Source organism: Hominifimenecus sp. rT4P-3 (genome assembly GCF_051055405.1).
GTDB lineage: Bacteria > Bacillota > Clostridia > Lachnospirales > Lachnospiraceae > Pseudolachnospira.
The window spans coordinates 2702505-2718378 of record NZ_CP167068.1 but is presented as its reverse complement, the minus strand read 5'-3'; the positions used below and the strand labels follow the sequence as shown (position 1 = coordinate 2718378).

The 15874-nt window shown below is 46.1% G+C and carries 14 protein-coding genes; 11 read left to right on the top strand and 3 right to left on the bottom strand.

Translation table 11 applies throughout. The features are described from left to right. The first annotated feature begins 131 nt into the window (after window positions 1-131). Window positions 132-905, top strand: a complete 774-nt coding sequence (locus ACCC71_RS12485; RefSeq protein WP_434309954.1) for a MerR family transcriptional regulator — start codon at window positions 132-134, stop codon at window positions 903-905. Between the two features lie 18 nt (window positions 906-923). Here the strand turns inward: ACCC71_RS12485 and ACCC71_RS12480 are convergent, their stop codons facing one another. The 3 genes from ACCC71_RS12480 to ACCC71_RS12470 form a co-directional block, all read right to left on the bottom strand. Then, window positions 924-1778, bottom strand: a complete 855-nt coding sequence (locus ACCC71_RS12480; protein ID WP_434309953.1) for an AraC family transcriptional regulator — start codon at window positions 1776-1778, stop codon at window positions 924-926. 265 nt (window positions 1779-2043) lie between these two features. Beyond that, on the bottom strand, window positions 2044-3366 hold the full coding sequence (locus ACCC71_RS12475) for a TRAP transporter large permease (protein ID WP_434309952.1): 1323 nt from the start codon (window positions 3364-3366) through the stop codon (window positions 2044-2046). Then, window positions 3363-3845 (bottom strand): TRAP transporter small permease, encoded by a 483-nt coding sequence (locus tag ACCC71_RS12470; protein WP_434309951.1) that lies wholly within the window; start codon window positions 3843-3845, stop codon window positions 3363-3365. The genes ACCC71_RS12475 and ACCC71_RS12470 overlap by 4 nt, the downstream gene beginning before the upstream one ends. A 286-nt stretch (window positions 3846-4131) precedes the next feature. Here ACCC71_RS12470 and ACCC71_RS12465 point away from each other — a divergent pair, with 286 nt between their 5' ends. From ACCC71_RS12465 to ACCC71_RS12420, 10 genes are all read left to right on the top strand, one after another. Continuing rightward, entirely contained in the window at window positions 4132-4572 is a 441-nt protein-coding gene (locus tag ACCC71_RS12465; RefSeq protein ID WP_434309950.1) for a hypothetical protein, read from the top strand. A 496-nt stretch (window positions 4573-5068) separates the two neighbouring features. Then, window positions 5069-6154 (top strand): 3-phosphoserine/phosphohydroxythreonine transaminase, encoded by a 1086-nt coding sequence (gene serC / locus ACCC71_RS12460; RefSeq protein WP_434309949.1) that lies wholly within the window; start codon window positions 5069-5071, stop codon window positions 6152-6154. An 11-nt stretch (window positions 6155-6165) separates the two neighbouring features. Continuing rightward, a complete protein-coding gene (locus ACCC71_RS12455; RefSeq protein WP_434309948.1) occupies window positions 6166-7083 on the top strand; it encodes a D-2-hydroxyacid dehydrogenase in 918 nt (305 codons plus the stop codon). Window positions 7084-7155: 72 nt separating this feature from the next. Next, a complete protein-coding gene (locus tag ACCC71_RS12450; RefSeq protein WP_434309947.1) occupies window positions 7156-8403 on the top strand; it encodes a DUF1015 domain-containing protein in 1248 nt (415 codons plus the stop codon). Between the two features lie 562 nt (window positions 8404-8965). Further along, entirely contained in the window at window positions 8966-9979 is a 1014-nt protein-coding gene (locus ACCC71_RS12445) for an ABC transporter permease (RefSeq protein ID WP_434309946.1), read from the top strand. Then, window positions 9979-10881, top strand: coding sequence for an ABC transporter permease (locus ACCC71_RS12440; RefSeq protein WP_434309945.1), 903 nt, complete (start codon window positions 9979-9981; stop codon window positions 10879-10881). Before ACCC71_RS12445 ends, ACCC71_RS12440 begins: the two co-directional genes overlap by 1 nt. Before the next feature lies 1 nt (window position 10882). Next, a complete protein-coding gene (locus tag ACCC71_RS12435) occupies window positions 10883-11956 on the top strand; it encodes an ABC transporter ATP-binding protein (protein ID WP_434309944.1) in 1074 nt (357 codons plus the stop codon). Then, window positions 11949-12911 carry an ABC transporter ATP-binding protein gene (locus tag ACCC71_RS12430; protein WP_434309943.1) on the top strand — a complete coding sequence of 321 codons (963 nt, stop codon included), beginning with the start codon at window positions 11949-11951 and terminating at the stop codon, window positions 12909-12911. Before ACCC71_RS12435 ends, ACCC71_RS12430 begins: the two co-directional genes overlap by 8 nt. A 72-nt stretch (window positions 12912-12983) precedes the next feature. Then, entirely contained in the window at window positions 12984-14219 is a 1236-nt protein-coding gene (locus ACCC71_RS12425; protein ID WP_434309942.1) for a M20 family metallo-hydrolase, read from the top strand. A 194-nt stretch (window positions 14220-14413) separates the two neighbouring features. Continuing rightward, window positions 14414-15856 (top strand): PucR family transcriptional regulator ligand-binding domain-containing protein, encoded by a 1443-nt coding sequence (locus ACCC71_RS12420; protein WP_434309941.1) that lies wholly within the window; start codon window positions 14414-14416, stop codon window positions 15854-15856. Window positions 15857-15874 lie beyond the last annotated feature (18 nt).

The window sequence follows — 15874 nt, the reverse complement described above, 5'->3', positions numbered from 1 at the left end:
ATAATGTCAACATATATTAAATATAAGTTTACATTGTAAAGAGGCTGAGAAAAATTTTTTTATGATTAAAAGAAAATAGCACTTGACTTTGCCGTTGCGGAAACCCTTATACTGATTTTGGAGGTGAGAAAATGGAATACACAGTAAGCCAGTTGGCGGCGATATCTGGCGTTAGCCCCCGTACTTTACGGTATTATGATGAAATTGGATTGTTGAAACCGGAGAGAGTAAGCGAGGGAGGATACCGCCTTTACGCTCAGGCTCAAGTGGACCGCTTGCAGCAGATCCTTTTTTTCCGGGAATTGGAGATGAGCCTGAAAGAAATTCGGAATGTTTTGGCATCGTCGGAGTTTGACCAGGAGCAAGCGTTGAAGGGCCATTTGCTTGCCTTACAGCAAAAAAAAGAACGGTTGGAGGCGTTGATTGCCAATGTCAACCACACTATCCGTTCTCTGAAAGGAGAAGTTGTTATGAGAGATGAAGAGAAATTTGAGGGTTTCAAACGGAGGATGCTCCAGGAAAATGAAGAAACGTATGGAAAAGAGCTAAGGGAAAACTTTGGCGAGGAAACCATGGAAGCGGCAAATGAGAAATTTGGCAGTATGAGTGAAGAACAGTGGAAAGAGCAAAGGCAGTTGGAAGAGGCGATAAAAGATTTGCTGCGCCAGGCCGTAGAGACCGGCAATCCGGCAGGGCCTTTGGCGATGGAGGTCTGCGAGCTGCACCGGAAATGGCTTTGCCTGTTCTGGCCGGATGGGATTTATTCCAAGGAAGCGCATCGAAACATGGGGGAGATGTATGCGGCGGACGAACGTTTCCGCGCTTATTATGACCAGATCGCTCCCGGCGCTACGGATTTTTTGCGGGATGCGCTGGCAGTTTATTATGAAGAAGACAACAAATAAAAAGTTTCTTGAAACGAGTTACAGGATTCGACGTTTTAGCAGCACGTCGTAATCTTGGGAAGGAGAGGAATAGATTTCTTTTTGAAACAGTCGAGAGTACCGCCTGCGATATTCTCTGGGAGAGCAGTGGTTTCTCTGGGTAAAAAGCTTGGTGAATACGGCGACATTGTTATAGCCGCACTGAAAAGCAATCTGCTGGATGCTTTCCTGTGTATCGACTAAGCGTAGAGCCGCCTGGTACAGTCGGCAACGGATGATCGCCTCAAAAGGAGGGACATTGGCATATTTCCGAAATAGCTTGTTTAAATAAGATGGGCTAATAAAGTACTTTTTGGAAAGCTGGATAAGCGATATGTCATCATTGTAGTGCGCTTTTACATAGGCAAAGACTTCAGATACCAGCGTATTTTGTTCAAAACGATGGAAATGGCAGAGATTCTTTTTTAGAATATCTTGAAAAAGAATACAGAATAGCTGCACTTGATGATACTGCATCAACTCCTTCTGCTCCTTGCTGCCCCATGATTCGGATTCCATCAATTCTAAACCATTGCAAAGGAAGGGAAGGTATGTCTGATAACTTCCGCAAAAATATCTTGCTTCCGCTGGAATATTTTCGGTAGAAACGGAATCTGCCGATAGAAGCAGGTTTAAGATATCTGTGTGCTCTTCTTGGTGATTAAACATATGTATGGTATGAGGCGCAATAATACACAAGTCTCCGGCATACAAGGTTTCCTTCGCCAACCCGCAAGAAAATTCGCAGCTGCCGTGCAGAATATACATGAATTCCCAGCAGGGATGAGAATTCGGAATGGCATTACACAAAGAAAAGACAAGATGCCTGCAAGTTGCAAGGATATGATTCGACATATTCATATATCCTGGCTTTTCGTTGGCAGTTAGGATAGAGAATGTCTTTGCCAGCGGGAAGCTTCGTCTCCTTTCAACAGAAAGTATAATAGGCATTTGCGAAACTCGCTAAGCTTGTTTGCGTTTACCTAAAAAGTATAGAAAAAGTATAGCCTAATTTTAAGAAAAGCACAAGAAAATAATATAGAAAGAAATCCTACACGATATCAAAAACGCCTCCCGCCAAAGAGGGGCGGGAGGCGTTTTTGATATCGTTTTGCGTTCTTTAACCATTTATACCAGGAACGTATCCGTTTGCCGTAAAAACTTCAAATAAGCCGGGACAAAGGACCAGGATAAATACGAGAATGACCAGAATGGCGAGATACGGTAACATCGCTTTTCCAAGTTCCCCGATAGAGCATTTTGCCATAGGCTGCATGACAAAGAGGCAAAGGCCAATTGGAGGGGTACAAAGGCCAATGGCCTGTGTTAAAACGAGAGCGACACAGCAAGTAAAGGGTTCCAAGCCAGTCTGTACCATGATCGGGAAGAGTAAAGGCAGAAGCTGAATCCAGTTTAAACCATTTACACAACCCATGATTAACATCAGGATGCAGAATGTACACATGAGAATGGTAGGAGACATGTTGTTGCCCAAGATGCCATTCGTCAGTACATTGGCTAAGTTGGTAGCGGCAAGGCCGGTGCTGAAAACCTGTGCGAAAGAAAGCATGATTAGCATAGGCGCACCATTGATGGCGCTCTTTTTCAACGTTTTTATGACATCTTTGAAGGTGGAGGTCTTATAGATGAATAGGCTGACAAAGACTGCATAAATGAGAGAAAGTGCAGCGGCTTCAGCGGTATCTGCAAGACCAGAAAAAATGGAACCAAGAATGATTACAGGTGTTAGAAGCGCCCAGATGCTTTCTTTTATAATAGAGGCGAAACCACGAGAACGAAGACTATCTACCCAGGCATTGATCTTTTTTTGATCCCCATTTCCTTTACGCAAACAGTAGAAATAAGCATAGAGTATAATCAAGAAACCAGCGACCACACCGACGACGGCGGAAACCGCATACAGTACGGTAAGATCGAGGCCGCCGGAAAGTGCATTTACGCCGGTCAGGGGGACAGAAGGCGGAATGACCATACCCAGGCATCCTGCAGTTACAAGAATAGCTGCAGAAAAAATTCGATCATATCCCATCTGTACCAGCATTGGATAGCACATAGCACCTACGGCGGCGGTAGTAGCGGGGCCTGAACCGGAGATAGCGCCGTAAAACATACAAGTTGCAATGGAAAGGATGGGCATAAAGCCTTTCTTTTTGCCGAGAAAGTACGCGAAAACATTAAAAATCCTTTCGGTCAGTTGGCCACGGCTCATCAGCTCCCCGGCAAGAATGAAGAGAAGAATCGTAAGGCCTGTATTCGTATTAATAGAGCCTTGCACAAATGCCTCGACCATAGTGGTCAATTCTAACGTACTAGTGCCAAAGAATATGGGAATAGAAAGTACAGCGATCACAATCGTGTATATCAGAGGCGTACCGAAAAGGAGCATTAAACCAAAGTATAGGATTAGAAACATTGGTATCATGATTTTATTCCCTCCTTGACAAAGCGTTCTATCTTCCGAATAAAAGCAATGGTGAATCCAGGAATAAGAGAGGCGTAGGCGATAATGAGGGGAATGTGATTGGCATTCTCATTGACCACGCCTACATATTTACCGACAACTTGGAAGCTGACAAATAGGAATACACAAATAGCAATGAGTTCAAAAAGTTCGTTGATAATAGCGACACCCCTTTGAAGCCTTTTGGGGAACATTTTGGAAAAGATGTCTACTACTAGATACATTCGTTTTTTAATGGTAACACCAAGCACGATCGAGATATACCAGGCGAATAAATAATAGGATAACTGTTGGCAGAATAACGTTATCGGTGCGGTAGCACCAAGGATAAAGCCAAGAATAAAGTCCAAGATAACTAGAAAAATACTAGCAATCAGTGGGACGAGAAGAAGATTTTCTTCTAGCCCATCCAGGAAGTAAGTAGTTCTTTTTTCTTCCATAGAGAAATCCTCCTTTTTCAGATAAAAGTACAATTTTAAAATATAGGTGTTTTATAAAAATATTATAAATGTAAAAATAGAATAGATCCATCATGAATCCTATCCTAAAAACAAGGAATATTAGCCGTAAATCAAAGGAGATTTTGCAAATTCGCTCCTCCATGTGGACTGGAAAAGAATTTTTGAGAAAACATCGATTTCTAGTAGCGTAAAGGAAGAAGTTCCGCTATAATAGAGCGTGAAAATACGAAGTCGATGGCTTTGAAGGAAGCATGGAGGAGGTAACGTGAAGCATACATATTTTTATCGGACGATGGGATGGAAAGCTTCGGGAATCTATTATGATGAGGAAGGGGGCGCATCGGCTTTGGCTGGCGAGGTGCAAGTGATCCGCCGGGAAGACAAATGGTCCCTGCAAGGCTTCATGGAGGTTTTGACGGAACAGCCGACTCGCTTTACAAATATCTATACCATTTCTCCGACGTCTTCTAACATGACGCTGCGGTGGGAGTCTTCCAATCCGGAACTGGGAACATTGACAGGGACATTTGAGATCGTGGGAGACAGCATTATTTCCACCTATCGTTCAAAAGACGGCGTATACTCTGGCACAGAGACGTTGATTCAGATTGATGAAAAGACTTATTATAATGTCGGAATTTCTTTTCGAAATGGGATTCGGATGTCTTCTTGGACTGCGGACTTGACTGCACGGGAGGATGCGTAACGCTGTTTTGAGAGGGAGAGGATGGAAAGAAAGAGAAAGCCTTACGGTTTTGCGGTGGCGATTGCCACAAAACCGTAAGGCTTTCTTTTTTATTCTATAGGAAATTTCGCTGAAATTTCCTATAGAATAAAAAAACGCTCCGCTAAGGATCGCAGGGTCTGCCCCAGCGAAGCGAGGGTACTGCGGCGGAATGGAAGATGGCAGCAAAGCTGCCCCGCCGCAGGCGAAGAATTTCGCAGAGCGAAATTCTTTATTCTTCAATAGGAAATTCCGCCAAGCCAAATTCTTTAACCTTATATATAAAAAGTATATAGAAGTATGGTTGTCGTATATTGTCTACAAAAAAAAGTTGGGAATTTGTAGAACGGCTATATGGAAAAGAGGAAAAACTATCGTTAAAATAAATCTATAAAAATGAGTAGAGGGAAGATAAAACAAAAACAGTAAAATATTCAATAAAGTGTGCGCGCTTTCAAGAAAGATGGGAGGAATCGAAATGGGTAACGACAGAATTTATAATTTTTCAGCAGGACCCGCGGTATTACCAGAAGAAGTCTTAAAAGAAGCGGCGGAAGAAATGCTAAATTACCGTGGATGTGGGATGTCTGTGATGGAAATGAGCCATCGCTCCGCGGTTTTTCAGGGGATTTTAGATGAGGCTGAGGCAGATCTGAGAGACTTGATGGGTATTCCAGATAATTATAAAGTTTTGTTTTTACAAGGAGGGGCTTCCCAGCAGTTTGCCATGATTCCGATGAATCTGATGAGAAATCGTGTGGCGGATTATATTGTTACGGGACAGTGGTCAAAGAAAGCCTTTCAGGAAGCAGCCAAATATGGAAAAGCCAACAAGATTGCAAGTTCTGAAGATAAGACCTATTCCTATATCCCAGATTGTTCGGATCTTCCGATCAGCGAGGATGCGGATTATGTATACATTTGTGAAAACAATACCATTTATGGAACCAAATATAAGAAACTGCCAAACACCAAAGGGAAAATTTTGGTGTCGGATGTCTCTTCCTGCTTTTTATCCGAGCCGGTGGATGTGACCAAGTATGGCTTGATCTACGGCGGTGTACAGAAAAATATTGGGCCTGCTGGAATGGTTATTGTGATTATTCGCGAGGATTTAATTCCGGAGGAAGGATTGCCAGGCACGCCTACTATGCTGACCTATAAGATTCATGCGGATGCGGGCTCTCTGTACAATACGCCTAACTGCTATGGGATTTATATCTGCGGAAAAGTGTTCCAATGGCTGAAACGCCGCGGCGGCCTTGCAGCGATGAAGGAGCATAATGAGAAAAAGGCGAAAATCCTTTACGATTATCTGGATCAAAGCAGCTTATTCCATGGAACTGTAGTACCGGAAGACCGTTCGTTGATGAATGTGCCTTTTGTGACTGGGGATAAGGAATTGGACGCTGCATTTGTAAAGGCAGCGAAAGAAGCTGGTTTTGAAAATCTGAAAGGGCATCGAACGGTAGGCGGTATGCGGGCCAGCATTTACAATGCGATGCCGATAGAAGGCGTGGAATCATTAGTCGACTTTATGAAGGACTTTGAGAAAAAACATTGAGGAGGGACACCATGATTCGTATTCTAGTGACGGACGGAATGGCCAAAAGTGCGGTAAAGCGTCTGGAAGAGCTGGGTTTTGAGGTTGTCACTCAGTTTTTCGAGCCGGAAGCTTTGGCGGAGCAGGTAAAAACGTTTGATGCGCTGGTAGTGCGCTCAGCGACGAAGGTAAGAAAGCCGGTATTGGACGCGGCGGCAGAGACCGGAAGGTTGAAACTGATTATCCGCGGCGGCGTGGGGGTCGATAATATTGATGTGTCCTATGCGAACGAAAAGGGAATCGAGGTAAAAAATACGCCGAACGCCAGCAGCGCTTCTGTGGCAGAGTTGGCCATTGGACACTTGTTCGCAGTCGCTAGGAACCTGGCATTTGCCAATGTAAGCATGCGTAACGGAGCCTGGGAGAAAAAGGCTTGTACGGGTGTAGAAATCTACGGAAAAACTTTGGGTTTGATTGGATTTGGCAGGATTGGAGCAGAGACGGCTAAAAGGGCGAAAGCTCTTGGCATGAAAGTGATCTATACCAATCGGAGCGGTCCAAAAGTAGAAGCGGAAGAATATTCTTGGGTATCCATGGATGAATTGTTGGCAGAAGCAGATTTCATCTCGCTGCATTTACCTGCGGGGAAAGATGCACAGCCATTGATTAACCAAGAAAATATTGCAAAGATGAAAGATGGAGTATGCATTATCAATACAGCGCGCGGCGTATTGGTCGATGAAGAGGCGCTTCTGGAAGCTTTGGAAAACGGGAAGGTAGCAGCTGCTGGCCTGGATGTTTATCAGGAAGAACCGGTAAAGAACCTTCGTCTGTGTTCTCATCCGAAGGTTTCTGTTACGCCTCATATAGGAGCTTCTACAGCCGAGGCTCAGGAGCATATTGGAGAGGAAATCGTGGAACATATTGTAAGACGGTTTTGCGTTCAATAGGGAGTTCTGTTGGGATTTATGGAATGGAATTTTAGAAAAGGATTCATATAGAGAGAAAAGGAGGAATCGATCATGGCAGTATTTCGACCTTTTGCCGCGTTACGGCCGGAAAAAGAAGTGGCAGCAAAGGTGGCGGCATTACCGTATGACGTGATGAACAGCGAGGAAGCTCGCCAGATGGCGGCAGGAAATCCTTATTCTTTCCTGCATGTAGATAAAGCGGAGATAGATTTGGAACCATCAGTGAATCTGTATTCGGACGCAGTTTATGAAAAAGCTGCTTCGAACTTAAAGCAGATGATCGAAGATGGCGTTTATCTAAAAGAAGAAGCAAATTGTTACTATATTTATCGCCAGATTATGGGAGCACGTTCTCAGGCGGGGATCGTTGGCTGCGCTTCTATCGATGACTATTTGGAAAACCGAATTAAAAAGCATGAACTGACCCGTGCGGAAAAAGAAGAGGATCGGATTCGCCATGTGGATACTTGTAATGCGAATACAGGACCTATTTTTCTAACTTATCGTTCCTCCAAAGAATTATCTCATTTGACGCGGGAGTGGATGGCAAACCATCAGCCGGAGTATGATTTTACGGCGGAGGACGGCGTACGTCATACGGTATGGGTGATTTCTTGTGAGGAAACGGTAAAAGAGCTGGAGCGCGCGTTTCAGGAGATACCGGATTTCTACATTGCAGACGGTCATCACCGGGCGGCGTCCGCGGTTAAAGTTGGGCTGCGCCGTCGGGAACAAAAGCCGGATTTTGATGGAACAGAAGAATTTAACTACTTTTTGGCAGTGGCATTTCCAAGCGAGGAGCTTCACATTTTGGATTATAACCGGGTGGTCTGTGATCTGAATGGGTTGTCTCAGGAGGCCTTCTTGGAGAAGGTTCAAGAGAAATTTAAAGTATTCCAGTATTTGGGGGAGCATTGCCGTCCGGAGCGCCGCCATACTTTTGGGATGTATTTGGACGGGATGTGGTATTTGCTGGAAGCAAGGCCAGAAAGTTTCAACGAGAAGGATCCGGTCCGCAGCTTGGACGTTTCCATTCTTCAAGAAAATTTGTTAACGCCGATCCTTGGTATTGGCGATCCCAGAAAAGATTCGCGTATTGACTTTATCGGTGGAATCCGTGGCGTTACGGAATTGGAGCGTCTGGTAGACGGCGGGATGGCTGTAGCGTTCAGCATGTACCCGACGGGAATGGACGAGTTGATGGATATTGCGGATTCTGGAAATACGATGCCGCCGAAATCTACGTGGTTTGAGCCAAAGTTGCGCAGCGGTCTGTTTTTACATGAGCTTGGAGAGTAAACAGCGCCTGTTCTCATGATTCCGATCTGACGAGAAGGGAGGACTGGAATCATTCTCCCAAAGCCTGATTGGCCTCTATGATGAAATATGCCAATCAGGCTTAATTTTAATTATGAGAGCAAGAGGATTATATTAAAAAAATAGAAAATATGACAAAAAAATAAATAAAAGAAAGCGATAGAAAAGCGTTTGTATTTAAAAGACAAAAAAAGTTTTCATATTTGTACTTGCCATACATTGAAGAAAGACTGTATAATCATTTAAAATGTGTGATATGGAAAGAAAATATTGCGGTTAAAAGAGAAAAAAACAGAATTATTTTGAGCGGTCTGGGATAAGAAAACGAATACTGGAACATGCGGACAGTGTTAAAGAATGACGATGGAGACTTGCGAAAAGAGAATTATGTGGCGGAAGGTATTTTCGCCACTTTGTTATATAAGATACACTGTGTTTAAACAAGCCAAGAAGAAAGCAAGGGAGGGATTTAGCGGAAATGGATATATTTATTGTTCAGAGGCTTCTACAAGATTGTGAGAAAGGAAAGGAGGGATAAAACGCAATGGCAAAATTCTTATTAAAGCGGATATTCATGGGAATCTTCGTGCTGCTGGGAACGTCGATCCTGATCTTTACGATCGCCCGGGTCGTTCCCGGAGACGTAGCGACCATTGCCCTGGGAAGCCGTGCGTCGGAGGCAGCGAAAGAAACGCTGCGCCAGGAGATGAACCTTTATGACCCGCTGCCGGTACAGTACGTGAAGTGGCTGGGCCGTGTAGTCCAGGGGGACTTTGGAAACTCCTTTATCACCAAGCGCGCCGTAGTAGATGATGTCGTTCAGTTTTTCCCCGCTACGTTGGAATTGATCTTATTGACTGGTGTTCTTATCGTGGGAGGCTCTTTTATATTGGGAATCCTTGCGGCAAAGCACAAGAATACCTGGATCGATGGAATCATCCGGATATTTTCCTACATAGGCGTGGCGCTTCCCGCATTCGTAGTGGGAGTGCTGCTGCTGCTCTTGTTCGGATATGTGGTGCCGGTGATCCCGGTGTTAGGGCGCTTAAGCAGCAGTATGGCGCCGCCGACGCATATCACAGGACTCTTTGTGTTGGACGGTCTGCTGACAGGCCAGTTTTCCGTGGCATGGGATGCCTTTCTGCATCTGCTGCTGCCGGCGCTGTCGCTTGCGATCGGGCCGATCGTACAGGATGCGCGTGTGCTGCGTTCGTCGATGGTAGACAACTCGACGAGAGAATACATGGCGGTATCCACGGGCCATGGACTGCCGGGAGGAGTATTGACGAAGAAATATCTGCTGCGTCCGTCGGCGACGTCGGCAGTAACGGTAATCGGAATGGACTTTGCGTCGCTGCTTGGAAATGCGTTTCTGGTAGAAAAGATCTTTAACTGGCCGGGGATTTCGAGATACGGAATCAACGCGATGTTAAACAAAGACTTAAACGCAATCTGCGCGGTAGTGTTGATCATAGGGGTGCTCTTCTTTATCGTAAATCTGGCGGTAGACCTGATCATAGCGGCCCTGGATCCCCGCATGAGAATAGGAGGCAAATAGTGGAAAAGACTTCAGAAACGAAAAAGAAGAAGGGCCTGCTGTCTCCCTCGACGAAAGAGAACTTAAAGATCTATCGATATAAATTCACAAGAAACAAGCTGTCGGTATTCGGATTGATCCTGGTGCTGGTATCGATCTTCTTCGCGGTATTTGCGGAGGTGATAGCGCCGTACCCGGAAAGCATCGGAAGCTTTGTGGACTATGCGAACGCAAGCCTGCCGCCGAGTATGGAGCATTTCTTCGGAACGGACCAGATGGGAAGAGACGTATTCTCGAGAGTGCTGTACGGATTCCGAGGAGCGCTGATCATGAGCGTGGTGGTGCTTGCGATCTCGGTGCCGGTGGGAACGATTTTGGGACTGATCGCAGGATATTACCATGGAACGAAGATCGACGCGGTGATCATGCGGATATCGGATATCTTCTTATCGGTGCCGTCGCTGATCCTTGCGCTTTGTATCGCATCGATCCTAAAGCCGAACATGATGAACTCGATGCTTGCGGTAACGATCATGTGGTGGCCGTGGTACACGAGACTGGTGTATGGAAACGCGTCGTCGATCTCAGAGGAATACTTTGTGAAGAACGCGGAGATGATAGGAGCGTCGAAAGCGCACATCCTGTTTAAAGAGATCCTGCCGAACTGCCTGTCGCCGATCTTCACGAAGATGGCGTTAGACGTAGGGTGGGTAATCCTGATGGGAGCGTCGTTAAGCTTCGTAGGATTAGGAGAGCAGCCGCCGACGCCGGCGTTTGGGCAGATGATCTCAGACGGAGCGTCGCTGATGCCGGACGTATGGTGGATGACGATCTTCCCGGCAGCGGGAGTAGCGTTTGTAATCCTGGGATTCAACTTCTTAGGAGACGGAATCCGTGACATGTTTGATAAAGGAGGGCACTAAGATGGCGGAAAGAGTACTGAGCATCGAAGACCTCTCCATCTGGTATAAGACATACCGTGGATATTCGCAGGTAGTGGACCACATCAACCTGCACGTAAACCAGGCGGAAAAAGTGGGACTGGTAGGAGAATCGGGATGCGGGAAGACGACCACGATGAAAACGATCATGGGAGTACTGGCGAAAGACCTGATCCATGTGCCAAACGGAAAGATTCTGTTCCACGGAAAAGACACGCTGACGATGAGTAAAGATGAGATCCTGGAGCTGCGGAGAAAAGGAGTATCGATGATCTCGCAGTCGCCGATGTCGGCGTTAAACCCGGTGTTTACGGTAGGAAAGCAGCTAACGGATATCATCAAGTATTCGGGGCAGTATCCAGGCGCAGACAAAAAGAAACTGGAAGAAGTAGCGAAAGAAGCGATCACAAACGTAATGCTGTCGGACCCGGAGAGAATCCTAGGAAGCTATCCGCACCAGCTGTCAGGTGGAATGAGACAGAGAATCTGTATCGCATCGGCGATGGTGACGACGAAGGACCTTTTAATCGCAGATGAACCGACGACAGCGCTGGACGTAACGATCCAGGACCAGATCCTATCGATGCTGCACGAGCTGGTAGAAGAAAAGAAGAGATCGCTGATCATGATCACGCACTCGCTAGGAGTAGCGAGACAGCTGGTAGACCGGATCTATATCATGTACGGAGGAAACATCATCGAGACATGCCGGACGCAGGATCTGTTCGACAATGCGTGCCATCCATACACGCAGGGATTGTTAAGCTGCGCGCCGAGGTTATCGGGAGGAGGGCTGTCGGCAGGAATCTACGGATATGTGCCGGACTATGTGAACCCGCCGAAAGGATGCCGATTCTGTCCGAGATGCCCGCATGCGATGGATATCTGCCGAGAAGAGAGACCAGGAATGGCAGAGGTCTCGCCGGAGCATGAGGTAGCGTGCTTCCGATATGGAGAGAAGGCAGCGGAAGGAAGCGGGAAGAGCCCGGAGGTGAGTACAGAAGAAGCCGGAAAGGCAGAGGAAGAGAGAAAGGAAGGGGGTGAAGGAGATGAGTAAAGAGATCCTGGTGGCAAAAGACCTGAAGCAGTACTTTGCAGTAGGAAAAGACCGGTATGTAAGAGCGGTAGACGGAGTGAACTTTACGATCTCGGAAGGAGAAGTGATGGGCCTTGTGGGAGAGTCAGGATCCGGGAAGAGCACGATCGCGTACACGGTAATGGGAATGTACCAGCAGACGGACGGAGAGCTGATCTTCAACGGAGAGACGATCACGAAGAAGACGAAAGGAAGAAGCAAGGAGTTTCGCAGGAACGCACAGATCGTATTCCAGGACCCAGGCTCATCGTTAAACCCCTATCAGGATGTGAAGCAGATCTTAAGCCTGCCGCTGAAGGTGCACAACATCGTGCCGAAGAATGAGATAGAAGACAAGATCTTAGAGATCCTGGAGATGGTAGAGCTGCCGCCGGAGTTTATGTATAAGTCGCCGAACTCAATCGGAGGAGGAGAGAGGCAGCTGGTATCGATAGCGAGAGCGCTGTGCAGCGACCCGAAGTTTATCATCCTGGATGAGCCGACGTCGTCGCTGGACGTATCGATCCAGGCGAAGATCCTGAACATGCTGATGAAGCTTCATGATGAGAGGAAGCTGACATATATGTTCATCACGCATGACATGGGAGTGATGAGGAACGTATCGACGAAGATAGCGATCATGTACTTAGGGAAGATATGCGAGATAGCGCCGACGAAGGTATTTTATGAGAAGCCGCTGCACCCGTACACGCAGATGCTGTTATCGGCGATCCCAGTGATCACGCCGGAGGAAGAGGCGATGAAGCCGAAGAAGATCAAGTGTGAGGGAGAGATCCCGTCGCCGGTGAATCTGCCAAGCGGATGCAGCTTCCATACGAGGTGTTCGTGCAAGAAGGAGATCTGTATGAAGGAGGACCCGGTGATGAGGGAAGTGGAGCCGAGGCACTTTGTACGGTGTCATCTCTTTGATGAGTAAGAAGAGAGCGTGTTCCCTCCAAACAAGGAGGGAACTACTCCTATAATAAGATAGACAAGGAGGGAGAATAGAATGAAGGATTTGAAACTTCTGCACCAGTTGGTAGAAGAGCGGCGGGAGGAAATGGTGGAGGATATGATGGCTATGAGCCGGATTCCTGCTGTTAACCCCCGAATGAACGGCGAGGGAGAGTATCGCCGGATGCAATGGATTGAAAATTGGCTGACTGCACATGGGATTCCCTGTGAAGTGATCGATGTGCCGGATGATGCAGTGAAGGAGGGGGTACGCCGGAATTTGCTTGTCCGCTATGAAGGCACCAAAGACACCAGCCGTACTCTTTGGATCATCAGTCATGTCGATACGGTGAATACAGGAGACTTAAGTCTTTGGAATACCGATCCGTTTGAGCCAGTGCAAAAGGATGGCAGAATTTACGGATTGGGTGTGGAGGATAACAGCCAGTCTGTCATTGAGTCTCTTCATGTCTGTCGTATCATCCAGGAAGAGGGAATCCGGACGACATGCAATCTAGCGATTCTTTTTGCCAGCGACGAAGAGACCGGCAGTAAGTACGGATTACATGCGTTGTTAGACCAGGGACGTTTTTCTCCTCAGGATGAAGCGATTGTGCCGGATGGCGGAAGTCCGGACGGGGCTTTTGTAGAGATTGCGGAGAAGTCTCAAGTATGGCTGAAAATTACCGTAAACGGAAAACAGGCCCATGCTTCCATGCCTCATCTGGGCGTGAATGCGTGTTCCATCGGCATGCACCTTGGTGCGGCGATTGAAGACCGCCTGAAAGCAAAATTTGGAGAGGCAGATCCGTTGTTTAATCCGCCGACATCTACTTTTGAGCTGACCCAGAAATTTGCCAATGTGGACAGTCCGAATGTCATGCCGGGAAAAGATGTTTTTGTGATGGATCTGCGGATATTGCCTCGCTATACGGTAGATGAAGTGATGGCTGAAGTGGATGCTGTGATTCAGCAATATACCGATCCGGCAAGGGGCGTAACAATTTCTTATGAATTCATTACCCGTGTGGACGCGCCTCCGGCCACGCCTTCCGACGCGCCGGTGGTACAGCGTCTGGTAGAAGCTATTCGAGAAAGCGGCGTGGACGCCTATTTTGGTGGAATTGGCGGCGGCACCTGCGGCGCAATTTTGCGTGCAAAGAATATTCCAGCAGTAGTCTGGTCTACTTTGGATGATTTGGCTCATCAGCCGAACGAATATGTAATTATTGACAATTTAGTAAATGATACAAAAGTATACCTGTCTGTACTGAAGAAATACTGTGAGTAAGCGGTAGTTTGCGACACGGATTGTATATTGCAAACAAAACAATATATGTAATTTGTGGGTGAAAAATATTGAATGGCCGAGAGCAAATGGTAAAATTGATCTATAACAGGAATGATAGAAAATTAAAATGAGAAAATTCCATTTGCTCCGGTCATATATAGCCGCAATGAATTTGTCAGGAAGGATTTGCAAGAATGCTGAAAGTGGTAGATTTATTGAAGATGCCTTCGCTCGGACAAAGCTATATTGTAGCCGGCCATAACGGGATGTTCAATGTAGTAAAAAAATTGGAAATCATGGAAGAACCGTATCCAGGGGTGTTGGAATTTTTGGTTCCTTATGGGTTTATGCTGACAAATTTTTGGAGCATGAAGGACGATAAGGAAGGACGTCTGAAGCTTGTTCGAAGCATGATTGAAAAGCGCTGTGCTGGCATAGGAATTATGCCGGGACCACATCTGGATGATGTGATTGATCCAGAAATCATTGAACTGGCGAATCAAAATGGCTTTCCGATTATTTATGTCAGCAGCAGCGTTCGTTGGGGCAATGTGATTTCGGAATACGGTGTTCTGACACATTCCAATATTATGTCCTCTCTGGACGCCCAGCTGGGGGAAATTTTGAATTCCTTTTCTGATTTTCACAGCGAAAAGAATGTGGGACATTTTTGCCGGGAGATGGAGAAGCTCTTGGGTTTGCCGATGATCATGAGCACGGATACCGTGTACAGCGGCGACTCTGGTCAGATCAATATTGCTTTAGTGATTTCTAAAATTCAGGCGGTATGTCAGGAGAGCCGTACGACGCTTGTGTCTCCTATTTCGATTCGGCTGGATGATGAGTATTTGATTATCGTTTATTTTGGAAAACGTTCCATGGTAGCTACTTATGTGTCGAACAGCGCTTGGAATCAGCCGGCGCTTCAGATCTTTCACAAGATTGCGCCAGCGGTTACAAAAGAATTGGATCGGATGTGCGCGGTTCCTTTTTATAAAAAGAATAGCCAGATGATCGCCAATTTGGGTGAAACACAAGTATTTCTAGCGTTGGTAAAACGGGAAAATATTCAAAACGTAGTCAAAGAATTGGACTACCACTATTTGATTTACGAACAGAATACATTTTTTAATTACTGTATCCTGCTGATTCCCCATGAGTTCAAAAAAATCAACGAGATTTATCCGGAGTATCAGAAGATCATTCAGACATTATCGCCAGACTTTTTTGTTTTTTCTTCCGTCCCGATGGACAAGAAAGAATTGCAAAAGGAAGTCGAGCCGTTGAAATATATGGTGAATACGTTGTCTTATCTGGACGGAATTTATTCGTTGGATGAGCTGCCGCTTTTGTATATTTTGTCTTATGCGCCTTTTGAGCATAAAAGTCGTCTGTTTTTAAACATGAAGGAGTTGGACGTCAAGGAAGAGAAAGCTTTTTTAGATACCCTTCGTCTTTATACGGTAATTCGGAATATGAGCGACGTAGCCGGGCTTCTGGGGCTGCATACGAATTCCGTCAAGTATCGACTGGGAAAAGCTTTAAAGCAATTAGGATATAATGAGGAAAATGTTTTAGGCGATATGTATCGGATTAAGTTGTTGATTCAACTGGAGTTAATTGCGTTGGAAAGCTAATTAGCATTGCGCTAATTT

Coding starts and splice junctions, on each gene's coding strand:
- ACCC71_RS12485 (WP_434309954.1), top strand. CDS start 132: ATGGAATACACAGTAAGCCAGTTGGCGGCGATATCTGGCGTTAGCCCC.
- ACCC71_RS12480 (WP_434309953.1), bottom strand. CDS start 1,778: ATGTCGAATCATATCCTTGCAACTTGCAGGCATCTTGTCTTTTCTTTG.
- ACCC71_RS12475 (WP_434309952.1), bottom strand. CDS start 3,366: ATGATACCAATGTTTCTAATCCTATACTTTGGTTTAATGCTCCTTTTC.
- ACCC71_RS12470 (WP_434309951.1), bottom strand. CDS start 3,845: ATGGAAGAAAAAAGAACTACTTACTTCCTGGATGGGCTAGAAGAAAAT.
- serC (WP_434309949.1), top strand. CDS start 5,069: ATGGGTAACGACAGAATTTATAATTTTTCAGCAGGACCCGCGGTATTA.
- ACCC71_RS12455 (WP_434309948.1), top strand. CDS start 6,166: ATGATTCGTATTCTAGTGACGGACGGAATGGCCAAAAGTGCGGTAAAG.
- ACCC71_RS12450 (WP_434309947.1), top strand. CDS start 7,156: ATGGCAGTATTTCGACCTTTTGCCGCGTTACGGCCGGAAAAAGAAGTG.
- ACCC71_RS12445 (WP_434309946.1), top strand. CDS start 8,966: ATGGCAAAATTCTTATTAAAGCGGATATTCATGGGAATCTTCGTGCTG.
- ACCC71_RS12435 (WP_434309944.1), top strand. CDS start 10,883: ATGGCGGAAAGAGTACTGAGCATCGAAGACCTCTCCATCTGGTATAAG.
- ACCC71_RS12430 (WP_434309943.1), top strand. CDS start 11,949: ATGAGTAAAGAGATCCTGGTGGCAAAAGACCTGAAGCAGTACTTTGCA.
- ACCC71_RS12425 (WP_434309942.1), top strand. CDS start 12,984: ATGAAGGATTTGAAACTTCTGCACCAGTTGGTAGAAGAGCGGCGGGAG.
- ACCC71_RS12420 (WP_434309941.1), top strand. CDS start 14,414: ATGCTGAAAGTGGTAGATTTATTGAAGATGCCTTCGCTCGGACAAAGC.